Origin of the sequence: Halomonas sp. ATBC28 (genome assembly GCF_005937175.1) — a bacterium.
Classification (GTDB): Bacteria; Pseudomonadota; Gammaproteobacteria; order Pseudomonadales; family Halomonadaceae; genus Vreelandella; species Vreelandella titanicae.
Map to the genome: position 1 here is coordinate 1 of NZ_VCQL01000034.1, position 12,001 is coordinate 12,001.

At 52.8% G+C, this 12,001-nt stretch carries 16 protein-coding genes; 6 read left to right on the top strand and 10 right to left on the bottom strand.

Annotated elements, in window-relative coordinates; translation table 11 throughout:
- Positions 1–271: 271 nt before the first annotated feature.
- Entirely contained in the window at positions 272–862 is a 591-nt protein-coding gene (gene smrA / locus E0L35_RS23780) for a DNA endonuclease SmrA (protein WP_138801599.1), read from the bottom strand.
- 216 nt (positions 863–1,078) lie between these two features.
- Here smrA and E0L35_RS23785 point away from each other — a divergent pair, with 216 nt between their 5' ends.
- From E0L35_RS23785 to E0L35_RS23795, 3 genes are all read left to right on the top strand, one after another.
- A complete protein-coding gene (locus E0L35_RS23785; protein ID WP_035537470.1) occupies positions 1,079–1,549 on the top strand; it encodes a gamma-glutamylcyclotransferase family protein in 471 nt (156 codons plus the stop codon).
- 85 nt (positions 1,550–1,634) lie between these two features.
- Positions 1,635–2,258, top strand: a complete 624-nt coding sequence (gene wrbA / locus E0L35_RS23790; RefSeq protein WP_027959437.1) for an NAD(P)H:quinone oxidoreductase — start codon at positions 1,635–1,637, stop codon at positions 2,256–2,258.
- Complete coding sequence (locus E0L35_RS23795; protein WP_022523455.1) at positions 2,255–2,659, top strand: DUF2069 domain-containing protein; 405 nt, start codon at positions 2,255–2,257, stop codon at positions 2,657–2,659. Before wrbA ends, E0L35_RS23795 begins: the two co-directional genes overlap by 4 nt.
- 11 nt (positions 2,660–2,670) lie before the next feature.
- On the opposite strand, the gene E0L35_RS23800 is transcribed toward E0L35_RS23795, so the two are convergent.
- Positions 2,671–3,357 (bottom strand): cytochrome b/b6 domain-containing protein, encoded by a 687-nt coding sequence (locus E0L35_RS23800; protein WP_138801600.1) that lies wholly within the window; start codon positions 3,355–3,357, stop codon positions 2,671–2,673.
- Between the two features lie 235 nt (positions 3,358–3,592).
- On the opposite strand from E0L35_RS23800, the gene pdxH reads away from it, so the two are divergent.
- Entirely contained in the window at positions 3,593–4,237 is a 645-nt protein-coding gene (gene pdxH / locus E0L35_RS23805) for a pyridoxamine 5'-phosphate oxidase (protein WP_009287866.1), read from the top strand.
- Between the two features lie 74 nt (positions 4,238–4,311).
- Here the strand turns inward: pdxH and E0L35_RS23810 are convergent, their stop codons facing one another.
- A complete protein-coding gene (locus E0L35_RS23810; RefSeq protein WP_138801601.1) occupies positions 4,312–7,059 on the bottom strand; it encodes a bifunctional acetate--CoA ligase family protein/GNAT family N-acetyltransferase in 2,748 nt (915 codons plus the stop codon).
- 103 nt (positions 7,060–7,162) lie between these two features.
- On the opposite strand from E0L35_RS23810, the gene E0L35_RS23815 reads away from it, so the two are divergent.
- Positions 7,163–8,104, top strand: a complete 942-nt coding sequence (locus E0L35_RS23815) for a histone deacetylase family protein (protein ID WP_138801602.1) — start codon at positions 7,163–7,165, stop codon at positions 8,102–8,104.
- Positions 8,105–8,226: 122 nt separating this feature from the next.
- On the top strand, positions 8,227–8,859 hold the full coding sequence (locus E0L35_RS23820) for an XRE family transcriptional regulator (RefSeq protein WP_009287864.1): 633 nt from the start codon (positions 8,227–8,229) through the stop codon (positions 8,857–8,859).
- A gap of 33 nt (positions 8,860–8,892) precedes the next feature.
- Here E0L35_RS23820 and E0L35_RS23825 read toward each other — a convergent pair whose 3' ends face one another.
- The 7 genes from E0L35_RS23825 to E0L35_RS23850 all read right to left on the bottom strand — a co-directional run bounded on the left by E0L35_RS23825 (position 8,893) and on the right by E0L35_RS23850 (position 11,881).
- On the bottom strand, positions 8,893–9,243 hold the full coding sequence (locus E0L35_RS23825) for a TusE/DsrC/DsvC family sulfur relay protein (RefSeq protein ID WP_022523451.1): 351 nt from the start codon (positions 9,241–9,243) through the stop codon (positions 8,893–8,895).
- A 1-nt stretch (position 9,244) separates the two neighbouring features.
- Complete coding sequence (gene tusB, locus E0L35_RS23830; RefSeq protein ID WP_138801603.1) at positions 9,245–9,535, bottom strand: sulfurtransferase complex subunit TusB; 291 nt, start codon at positions 9,533–9,535, stop codon at positions 9,245–9,247.
- Positions 9,536–9,551: 16 nt separating this feature from the next.
- The gene (gene tusC / locus E0L35_RS23835) at positions 9,552–9,917 is read right to left on the bottom strand and encodes a sulfurtransferase complex subunit TusC (protein WP_138801604.1); all 366 of its coding nucleotides are present in this window, start codon (positions 9,915–9,917) and stop codon (positions 9,552–9,554) included.
- A gap of 10 nt (positions 9,918–9,927) precedes the next feature.
- Positions 9,928–10,317: a sulfurtransferase complex subunit TusD gene (gene tusD / locus E0L35_RS23840; RefSeq protein WP_027959443.1), complete on the bottom strand. Its 390-nt coding sequence runs from the start codon at positions 10,315–10,317 to the stop codon at positions 9,928–9,930.
- Between the two features lie 84 nt (positions 10,318–10,401).
- On the bottom strand, positions 10,402–11,082 hold the full coding sequence (locus tag E0L35_RS23845) for a Bax inhibitor-1/YccA family protein (protein ID WP_022523447.1): 681 nt from the start codon (positions 11,080–11,082) through the stop codon (positions 10,402–10,404).
- 303 nt (positions 11,083–11,385) lie between these two features.
- Positions 11,386–11,556 (bottom strand): hypothetical protein, encoded by a 171-nt coding sequence (locus tag E0L35_RS26370; protein ID WP_022523446.1) that lies wholly within the window; start codon positions 11,554–11,556, stop codon positions 11,386–11,388.
- A gap of 142 nt (positions 11,557–11,698) precedes the next feature.
- Positions 11,699–11,881 carry a hypothetical protein gene (locus E0L35_RS23850; RefSeq protein ID WP_022523445.1) on the bottom strand — a complete coding sequence of 61 codons (183 nt, stop codon included), beginning with the start codon at positions 11,879–11,881 and terminating at the stop codon, positions 11,699–11,701.
- Between the last annotated feature and the right edge of the window lie 120 nt (positions 11,882–12,001).

Genomic DNA, 12,001 nt, shown 5'->3' on the forward strand with positions numbered 1-12,001 from the left:
TAGTGGGTGAACTTTTTCTGCAAGCCACTTAGACCATGCTGTTCAAAGTGTTTAACCCAACGCCTGACGGTTGTAGGGCCAAGACCGTACTGTCTGGCCAGACTCTTGTAACCCTGCTGTCCTTCTGCGTAGCGTTGCACTACTAGTAACTTGAACGCTTCATTATGTTTCGTCATGAAAAACACCCCAATCGTTGGATGAGCGTCCAACTTTTGGGGTGCAGTTCATTAGGCTGCCCTTTTTATTTGTGACTGGCTCTATTATTAAACTGTTACCCTCGCCGCTTCTGCTGGCGCTCGCGGTTATTGGCTTTGGCGCGATCGCTTTTACGTAGCATTACCCAGGTCGCGCCCAACCCTCCTTCCGAAGCCTGTGCGGAGACGTATGCCTGCACTTCCTCAAACTGGCAGAGCCACTTGGCCAGGTATGAGCGCAGTACGTTGGCGGGGCTATCGATCTCTCGCCCGCGGCCATGTACGATCATAACGGAGCGTAAATCGTGGGCGTAGGCTTCTTGAATAAAGGGAAACAGCATACGGCGGCACTCTGTTAATGGACGCCGAAGCAAGTGGAGCTGCGACTGAACGCTATAGCCCCCGTGCTTTAATTTATCGACTACGCCCTGCTGAATGCCCTCGCGGCGATACTCCATGGGATCAAAGGGGGGCAGCAGATCGACAAAGTCGTCGGACAGAAAATTGCGCGCCCCCATTTCTTCCTCTGCCCACTCCCGCCGAGCCAACTGGGATTCAGAGGGGCTTTTGCGATTAGCACCTGGGTCAGCACGATTTCTCGGTGGCAGCGGTTTCACATCCCCTACGAGAGCACGAAAATCCAGATCATCACGAAGCGGCTGATTCATTGCAGGCTCCTACGGCAGGTTCTAATGAACACCCATTTTACATGCAGACTTTACCAGCATAGCCTAGCAAACCTGGGTAGTTTGCTTAAGCAGATTCAAACAGTCGATAACATAGAACTTGTCATCCTCTGTCTGTAGCGACAAGCTAAGCATCCGTTTTTTATCGCCCCATTCACATTCTTATCCTACATTGCGAGGCACCCTGGTGTGATTAAAATGGTTTGGCTAAAACGCCTTTTGATTTTAAGCGGTGTGGGGCTGCTTAGCTTAGCCGGGTGGCTCTGGTTAACCATGCTGAGCCCATGGTTTTATGACCGACCTGACGACCTTCCTACTATCGAACAGCGCACCCATCAGGTCTTTGTGTATGGCACGCTACGCTATGCCCCCGTTCGCTTAGTGGTCATGGGAAGTTTTGGTGCACCTAAAGATGCGGTTTTAGAGGGTTATCAACGTAACGGCCTTGACCTTTCACCCCAGCCAGGGAGCAACGTTGAGGGGCTACTGTTACGAGTAGATGCCGACGAGCTGTCTCGTCTTGATCGCTACGAACGACTGGGGATTCGTTACGAGCGCAGGACAATAACCCTCGACGATGGTACCCGGGCCTGGGTCTACCTGCGTTTACCTGAGCAACAAAATACGTTTGTACAGCACGCGGACTTCCCGTTCGCTCTGATACCATAGACACCATGCTGTGCCCTATTTTGCAAAACCCTCATGCAAAGCCCTATTGCCAGGACAACTTTTATGAACCCATTCAGGAATAGTGATGAGTGAAATGACACCGTACGTTTTGGTTCTGTACTACTCGCGCACTGGCGCGACCGCCACCATGGCACAGCAAATTGCGGCTGGTGTAGAAAGCGTGCCGGGTATTCAAGCGCGTTTACGCACAGTGGCGCCGGTTTCAACGACCTGTGAAGCCGTTGAGCCAGAAATACCTGCAGAGGGCGCTGTTTACGTTGAGCTAGACGACCTGCGCAACTGCAGTGCGTTAGCACTGGGTAGCCCCACCCGGTTTGGCAACATGGCCGCTCCGCTTAAGTATTTTATCGACTCCACCAGCAGTCTGTGGATGAACGGTGCCTTGATCGACAAACCTGCCAGTGCCTTCACTTCGACTTCCAGCCTGCACGGTGGGCAAGAGAGCACCCTGCTCACAATGCTGGTGCCGCTACTGCATCATGGCATGGTCTACGCAGGGGTTCCTTACAGCGAAACCACCTTGCTGGAAACGCGTACTGGTGGCACGCCCTATGGTGCAAGCCACTTAGCAGGAACGCGCAGTGACCGCTCTGTTGATGAGCACGAACGCGCGCTGTGTGTTGCCCAGGGCAAACGACTGGCACGACTCGCTCTAGCGCTGCACGCCATGCGTCAGGAGGCATTATGAGGCAGTGGCTGGAGAAGGTAGAGGCACAACATGGGCTTGATAAACTGACCCTTCGAAGCCGACAGGTGGTATTAGCCAGCTTTGCCATACTGCTGCTACTGGTTGTTTACCGTGGACTTGTACTTCAAGGCGACGAATTTAATTGGCGACCTGTGGTCGCGTTCGTGCTTCCCCTGGTGCTGTTTTTACCCTCCATCATTGGTAAACGCGCACGCGGGCACGCATGGCTCGCTTTTGTCAGCCTGCTTTACTTCACCCAAGGCGTGATGTTAATAACCCTGCCTGGGCAAGGTCTGCGCGGCATCCTAGAGGCGGTTGTCGCGCTAGTGCTTTTTGCTGGCTGCATGGGCTATGCGCGCTTTCGCAGTCGACAGTTGCGTCAACAGAAAACGAGGCAATAAAAACGAGTGCTTTAAAACCACAGCCATAGGACGACGCCAGCAGCAATAAATAAACTGCCGATGGCACGTAAACGCAGCGTGGCAACATTATACGGTTCGTTACGCGCATTGACAGGCTGCTGGCGAAAGCGCTTGGTACCTACCAGCATTGCTGCTACTAGCGGTTCACCTAGCAGCCGATGTGCGATCAAGCCAGCCAGGTGCAGCCCAATTAGAATGATGAGCAAATCACTGTTGAGCTGATGCAGTGTTCTCAACTGGTTGCCTACTGCTTCGCCAAATACGCCATAGAGCGGCGCCTGAAAAAAGATATCGTCACTTAAAAACAGCCCGCTCACGGCTTGAAAACTAAGCGAGAGAAGCATTAACAGCACCATCCAGCCGCCGAGCGGATTATGGCTGGCATAAACGCTGGTTTGGCGCTTAAAAAGTGACTTGGCGTAGGCGACTGCTTCAGCGGGTGGATATAAAAACGTTTTAAATCTCGCATACACGCTGCCCAAGGCACCCCACAGCCATCGGAAAACGAGTAGACCGATTATCAGGTAGCCCGCCTGGGCATGCACTTCAATTGGAAATAGGAAAGGCGCTCCGCTAGTCTTGGTGGTATAAAATGAAATCAACACCGCCGCCACTAACCCCCAGTGAAACAGGCGAAGCCAGCCATCCCATACCTCAATCGCTACCTTGTCGCGCATAACATGTCCTCTCTCAGCAGTGATGAGCCCCCAGTGGTGAGATAGCTTCGCATTAATTGAGTCTTTCTCATAGAATGCGAGACAGTTAGCCGCAATCGTCAGTCGTAACGGTTAGTCGCAACACCGCCGAAAATATAAGCAGTGAGTCAACGCATTAAACATCCATTGATGTCGGTCACTTGAGCTTTAAAGACAGACCGGCGAACATGGATGAAACTCCAGGGAGAAGTATTCGATGACACGTAACATAGCCGATATCAGGCGTGATTATGAAGGCGGCAGGCTTGATGAGTCCCAGACACCCGACGATCCATTCGTGCTATTCGATGAGTGGTTTAGCCTTGCCCTGGAAAAAGAGGGCAAAGATGGCAACGCCATGACACTAGCCACCGTAGATAGCCAAGGCCGCCCTCACGCTCGGGTTGTCCTGTTAAAGGGATTTGATGAGCGCGGCATGGTTTTTTACACCAATTACCATAGTCATAAGGGGAGCGAGCTGAGCAATGTGCCCTTCGCGGCCATGACCTTCTGGTGGCCTTCGCTTTCACGACAGGTACGTATTGAAGGGCCTGTTGAGCAGGTTTCAGCCGATGAGTCTGATGAGTACTTTGCCAGCCGACCACGGGGTAGCCAATTGGGCGCATGGATTGCGACTCAAAGTGTGGTGATTCCCGACCGCAACTGGATCGAAGAGCGCCAAAAGCGCTTTGAGCAAGCCTATGATGGCCAGGATATTCCCCGCCCGATCCACTGGGGTGGCTATCGTGTCACGCCGGAAATGATCGAGTTTTGGCAGGGTCAGCCTAGCCGCCTCCATGACCGCCTACGCTTTGAGCGTCGTGACGGCGGTGAATGGGGCCGTTTCCGCATGGCGCCATAACGTCAGCAACAAGTTCACAATTTAGGCCTGCGTTTTATACGCAGGTCTTATCGTTTTTAAAGCTTTTCAAATGCCTAATCTGGTAGGCTCTCAAGGCGGTGCCGCTGCCATTCACTTTCGGGTTCGTTGAGGCGTAACACCGCATCAATCACCTGCTCTTCCATGTTATAGCGGCATTTAAAGCCTAAGTGCTTCATCAGCGCCCGCATCGGATGGTTGTCGACCATAATTTTGCCGATCATTTCCAGGGTGCCAATATTAGTGCAGTAATCGATCATCTTCTTCATCAACAGGCTACCAATGCCCAGACCTTGAAGGTCATCGCGAATAATGACCGAAAACTCGGTACGAATATTGTCCGGATCGTTCCATACCCGCACCACCCCTAGCATCTCTTTGCTGCCCTCATCGCCTAAATATTCCGCGATAAACGCCATCTGACGGTCGTAATTGATATGCGACAGGATCGACAAGTCACGCTGGGTCAGGTTGGACTTATTGTGGAAATAGCGGAAACGGATGCTCTCTTCCGAGAGCTGGCGATGGAAGGTGGTAATTAAGTGGGCATCTTCGGCACGAATGGGCCTCACCTCGACCTGCCAGCCGTTTTTCAACGTCACCCATTCACGTAGTTCTTCGGGGTACGGCATAATCGCAAAGCGCGATGGCGTACCGAGATCCATGGCAAAATCGACGGCGACCATACCGTCACGATTCAGCAGCAGTGGATTCACCTCTAAACCCCGCAGGTCGCTCAGATCGGAGGCCATTTGCGATAGCTTGACCAGCATTTGGCATAAGTGCTGAATGTCACGCTCTGGGTCGGCGGAGTGTTCACGAATTAATGAGGCGGCGTGGGTTCTCCCTACTACATCGGCAGCCAGGCTCATATTGAGCGGCGGCAGCGCGACCTGGCGGTCAGCCAGCACGTTGACCTTATAACCACCGATGCCAAAGACGATAAGTGGGCCGAACACCGGATCACGGGTAATGCCCGCGCAAATCTGCATCGAGTGCTTGCCACGCTGCATGGGCTGTAAACAGTACTCGCGGATCGCATACTCGGGAAATTTTTCAGCGACTTTTTCACCTAGCTGGCGAACGCCTTCCGCTACCTGTTCGGGTGTGTCCAAGTCCTGTAGCAAGCCTGCTGAAATTTTATGCGGGTGCTTGCGGTAGCGATAAGGACGACAATTGCCTTCATGAACCACTTTCAGCGCCTTGGTGCCAGGTATCTCTGCAGCGCGAGCAAGCGCCTCATCGGGGTTGGCCAAATACACGCTGGGTGCCGTGGGGATACCGTAGGCCTCGAGCACTTGGGCGGTTTCAGAGTGGGTCAAGGTTTGCCTGCCCTGCTCTTTTGCCTGCTTAATCAGTGTACGGCACTGGGCGCGTATTTCTGGACTGGTGGAAAATGGCAGGCTGGGTGGGATCTCTTGCAACAGCGCTTGAACGCGCTGATAAATCACCATATGCATAAACGCCTTAACGGCTTTTTCGGGTGAAATATAAGTCGGAATCCCGGCTAAATTACAGATGTGGCGCGCATTAAGCGCCTCTTTTAAGCCCATCCAACTGGTGAGCAGGTTGCGGCGAAATTTCTTGCGGTTATCGATCAGCGCCTGGGCAGTCACCAGCGATGGCGCCATCCGGGTGGGTGCATGCACCACCAATACAGCATCCACGTTGGCGTCAGCAGCGACAATCTCCAGCGCTTGGACAAACCGCTCGGGCGAGGCGTTGCCGCCCAGATCCACCGGGTTCTCGCCCGGCTTGCTCATATCGACCTCGCTACGGTGCAGCGCTGCCTGGGTTTCGTCGCTAAATTCAGCCAATTTACCGCCCGCGCTAATCAGCTTATCGATCGCCAGCATGGCGGGCCCTAAACCGTTAGAGACAATGGCCAGACGATCGCCCTTCAGGGGTTTCATGCGCGACAGGGTTTCCAGCGCATCAAGCAGCTCATCGGAATCATTTACCCGCACCACCCCTGCCCGAGCAAAAGCGGCATCAAACACCACGTCACGGTTAGCAATCCCAGGCGTGGGTGACATGCCGGATATATCCGATTCTGGGGTGCGGCCGCTTTTTATTGCCAGTACCAGACGATTACGTGATGCATCACGCACGGCGGTCATAAAGTGCTGGGCGTCGCTGATTCGCTCAAGGTGCAGCATAATGGCCTGAGCGGGCGAGAATTGATTAACATAATCGATCAGGTCTGGCAATAGCACATCGACACTGTCGCCAACGGTTATCAAGTGCGAAAAGCCCACATCACGCCCGGCGGCCCAATCAATCATCGCATTGGCCAGCATGCCGGACTGACCCAGGTAAGCGACGCGGCCCGCTTTCACCGGCTGACTGGCGTAAGAGGCGTTAAGCTTTTTGCCCGGTACAATTAGCCCCATGCACTCGGGGCCGAGTACACGAATACCCGAGACGCGTGCCGCACTCAACATTCGTTCGCGAATGGAACCCTGATTGCCTTTATCTCGATCCAGGTAAGCGCCGCCCGAGAGCACCAGGGCCGCTTTGACACCGTATTGCCCAAGCTTTTTAATCAGGCTGGGCACACCTTCAATCGGCGAGCAGACCACGGCTAAGTCGGGCACTTCGGGTAGCTCGCTTACGCGGCTGACGCACGGCACACCGAAGACTTGGGAGTAGCCTTTTAGATTGACTGCCCAGAGCGGCCCTTTAAAGCCACCCTCCTGAATATTTCTCAGCACTAGACCGCCCAACGACGCGGGTTTTTCAGAGGCGCCAAACACCGCTAGTGTGCGAGGTTCGAAAAAATGGTGTAAAAAGCGCGTACTCAAAATGCGTCTCCCCTGACATGAATCGCGGCTGTACGACTTATTGACACTGTCGCCCAGGCCCTGAAGGCGATTAAGGTGGCATCAATGATAATGGAGCGTTGGAATGATTACCGCCTACCTTACCCACCCAGACTGCTCATTGCACCACATGGGGCCGGAGCATCCTGAAAGCCCTCAGCGTCTGGAGGCTATTCGCGCTCGCCTATCGCTTGTTGGGTTATTACAGCAAACCATGCAGGCCGATGCCAAGGCAGCCTGCGAGGAGTCTCTTGCCAGAGTACACCCCTTGCGCCATTTGCGCTCCCTAGAGAAGTGCTTGCCCACCGAAGGCATCGTTACGCTAGATAGCGATACCATGATGAATCCTGACAGCTTACAAGCCGCACGGGTTGCAGCGGGAGCGGTTATTCGTGGGGTAGATCAGGTATTTAAGCGTCAGGCGGATAACGTCTTTTGTGCGGTTAGACCACCAGGCCACCATGCGGAAGCCAGCGACGCGATGGGATTCTGTTTTTACAATAATATCGCCGTGGGGGCGGCCCATGCGCGAGCCAAATATGGTGCCAAGCGTATCGCTATACTGGATTTTGATGTTCACCAGTGCAATGGCACCATCGATATCTTTAAAAATGATCCTGAGATACTGATCTGCACCAGCTTCCAGTATCCGTTTTACCCCTGGCGTTATTTGCGCAGCGAGTGGCAAAACGTTGTGAATACCCCGCTTGAAGTGGGCACCGATGGCCCAGAGTTCCGGCGCATCATCGAAAACCACTGGCTACCTGCCCTGCACGCCTTTAAACCTGACTTGGTGATGCTCTCCGCGGGTTTCGACGCTCACCGTGATGACCCCATGGGGGATATCTGGTTAGAGGATGAAGACTTCTACTGGATTACCCATCTAGCCATGGAGATCGCCACCCTGTATGCCGATAATCGCATTGTATCGGTGCTTGAAGGCGGTTATAACCCGAAGTCGCTGGCAAGTGGCGTTGAGGCACATCTAAAAGCGCTGTTGGGGCTGCCGTTTGCTGAAGTGCCCTAAGCAAGCGTCAGCGCTCTTGCTTCTGCCAGCCGTTCTTAGCCGCTTCTTTGCTGTGATATGATGTTCGTTTACGCGCGCCTATAGATACGCACCGTTAGACAACGCAGCCAATGTGACGACCTATGACCGCTACGACTGAAGAGCATGCCGCGCTGCGTATTGCATCGGGAAGCAAACCCTTTGTTGAGCCGTTGCGTTTAGGCGAGCGGCTCAAACAAATTCGTCTCGCTAATCAGTGGACGTTGGAAGAGGTTAGCCAGCGCACTGGGCTGGCCCGCTCAACGCTGTCTAAAATTGAGAACGATCAAGTCTCCCCCACCTTTAGCGTGGTGCAAAAACTCACTACCGGGCTCAACATCGACTTGCCTCAGTTGCTCACGCCCCCCAAGCGGGAACGTTATACCATGGGGCGGCGCGATCTAACCCGTAAAGGCAAAGGGCAACTGCACCCCACGCCCACGTACGAGCACGAATTATTGGGCCATCAACTCGCCCAAAAACGTATGATTCCCTTCAAAACCATCGTACGTGCACGCAGCTTTGACGAGTATCACCAGTGGGTACGCCATGATGGCGAAGAGTTTTTGATGGTGCTGCATGGCGATATTATGCTCTACACCGAATTTTACGCCCCGTTAGTGCTAGCTGAGGGCGACAGCATCTATTTTGATAGTGATATGGGCCATGCACTGGTATCCACCAGTCCAGACGATGCCGTTGTTTTGTCGGTCTGTACGCGCGGTGATGTGGCTTAAGCTGTTCGAAAACCAGCGAGCCATTCACACGGGTTATAGGCAGTTGGTAGGCTTCGGCAAACCGGCCAGGCGGGCAATTCGCTTTGCCGGGCTGCCGGGGAAAAGCTGCATCAGGTAAATAGAACGCCCTTTCTCTTCACCCAGTGCGTTTTTGGTTGCTTTCACAAGCGGTCGCATCGCCGGAGCCATTTCGTAACGCTGATAAAATGCCCGCACGACTTTGATAACTTCCCAGTGTTCAGCGGTAAGTGTTAACCCCTCTTCTTCAGCCATTAAATGAGCGACAGATTCGTCCCACTCTGATTGGTTAACGAGGTATCCTTCTGGGTCTAGCGGATATTTTTTTTGCGAATCAAGATAACGGTATATTTTCGTGTCAGACATCTTAGTACCAGGTAACTGTCTTTTCATACTGCTCGGTGAGCGCCACAAAGCCATCCATCTCTAGCGTGGGCAGCTCATTATCCGTGGCAATGCTGGCAAGCCCGCGGCTTATAAGGTCTTCCAATAGAAGGAATATGCGCGACTGACACTGCTGCCATGCCTGCCAGGAGGGATCAAGGGCAGCTGTTACCGCTTCTTCGATCAGCAGCACGGCATCCTGCCCCCCTATCGCTTGCTGCATTTGAGTAGCGACAATACTATCAGGCGCTTTGGTGAGGATGTGTAAGATCATAATTCTCTCACTAGGCCTAAAAGTTAAGTATCTGGGTGTACTGCTGTAACAGCCCTGGTATTTCCTGATCCGCTATCAGGGTGATGCCCTCTACCAGTGAATCGGCGGATAGATGCATCCCTTGCAGCGCTTCTTCGGTCACCCAAAGCTTGTCAATATCATACATTTCCAACATATCAATGGTGGGCAGCGTGGCTTTTTGCCCCGGCGCACCACTGCCCTGTTCTTTCAGCAGTGCCATTATACCCTGCCCCATAAACAGCAAATGCACGGGTTGTCCAAAGGCCGCCGCCACCAGTGCGGCATCTAACCCTTCACGTAACCAGTTTGAGCTGTGGGGCGCGTGGCGAATTATCACTAATAGTGCATCAGGTGTCGCCATTGGCTCTCCTCTAAGCAAAGGTAATCAGGCGATCAGCGCGTTGCTGTAGCTCAAGCAGTTGCCCTAGCCCTGTCAACTCGAAAGGAGGTGCTACATTAAAGGCCTGCTTGCCATGTCGCTGTGCTTCCGATTCACTCATCAATCCTCGCCGCAACGCAGCGGCAATACAGACATCTAACTGAATCGCATGCTGCTGATGCAGCTCAATCCAGGCTTCTCTGAGGTTGAGTTCATCCTGGGGAGGAGCCATCAGCGATGATGCATTATGAACGCCGTCGTGATAGAAAAAAACACCGGCAATCTGATGCCCTCGCGCTAGAACGGCATGGGCAAAACGCAATGCAGAGTGCGGTGCTGGGCTGCTATACGGCGCCCCCATCACCAATAAGCCGTACTGCATCATGATAATACCTGGTAACGGTTACCCTAAAAAAAGACAGGCCCTAGCAATAGGGCCTGTCATATCGTCTATCGTTTGCTTAGATCAATCGCTGCTCATAATACCCAAAATCGACAACAGGCTAACAAAAAGGTTGTAGATGGATACGTAGAGCGTCACCGTAGCGAGAATGTAGTTCGTTTCACCTGCGCGATGAATGATCTCGCTGGTTTGATACAGAATGGCTGCTGAAGCAAACAGCACAAAGCCAGCTGACACCATCAATGAAAGCGCCGGGATGTTAAAGAAGAACCCAGCCACCATGGCCAGAATCAACACGATGGCGCCCGCCATCAAGAAGTTGCTCAAAAAGCTAAAGTCTTTCTTGGTGGTAAGCGCTACCGCGGAAAGACCAACAAACGTCAGACCGGTCATGGCCAACGCGTTCATAATCAACGCACCGCCATTAGGCAGGGTCAGGTAGGCAGAAAGAATCGGCCCAAGCGTGAACCCCATAAAGCCGGTAAAGGCGAACGTTGCTAATAAGCCGGCCGCAGAATTTGCGGTTTTATGTACCAGGAACATTAAGCCGTAGGCACCAACCAAGAACACGAAGATGTTCATCTGTTGGATGCCGAGGGCTACAGCAGCACCCGCGGTGACTGCTGAGAACAGCAGCGTCATTGCCAGTAGCGCGTAGGTGTTACGCAATACCTTGTTAGTGCTAACACTATTGGCAACGCCACTCGACTGAGGACGTGCCGTGCGTAAATCGTTGTAAGCCATGTGTTCATGCTCCCTAATGGTATTTCCAACAACTGACAAGCATGCCGTTACCGAGTTCCAGACGCAAGCCTTTGTCTGTCTCGAGAACACCCCTTCACCAATGGTGATTCAACGTTGAAACCGCTTTGTAAGCGTTGTCTATGCTGGTTAAGCACTTCGTTTGGACACCAAAAGATGAAAAAAATTCTACTTATTGATCGTTCAAACCGCCCCTTTGGCGACGCCCAGCGCCGCCAAAGGGTTGCTAGCAAGGCTAGGTTATACTTCACCGGCTTCAAAAACCGGATCGAGGATAACCACTGCTTAGCTTTGCACCTCTTCTTCGTCTTCTTTTTCATCTTTATGTGGTGTAACGGAGGTTACCGCCGTTTGACGCGCATCTTGAGGAGAATTATAGATACGAGCATCAATCACGTGCAGTACCGCCAATTGCGCAAACAATACCGCAAAACAGACGATCAAACCTTTTAACATGGCGGCATATCCAGAGATGGTGGGACTAACATCCGCATATTAGCCGATCACTAGCCAAACACAATCTATTTTGTACGCCTGAAAATCCTCTGTTTGAAAGCGTTGAATAGCGCGCAAAGCAGCTGTTCAGAACACGCCGCGGCTACTCCTTAACGGATACTTTGCGCAGATCGTCAATCATTACCCCCTCGGGTAAATCTGATTCCTCCGCGGGCAGCCATACGGGAGAGAGAGCGCTATCTTCCCGGCCATCTTCATACTGATGGCCGGGAATGCGGTAAACAACCTGACTGTGGTGGTGATCCCATGCAAATACACGATCCATATGCTTATCCTAAAAAATAAAACTTCAGCTATGACATTCAGGTTAAGCACGATGTTCCCCCGCATGACATCGACATATGCAACGCCTATAAGGTTAAATGTCGAATGGATTATTTGTTGA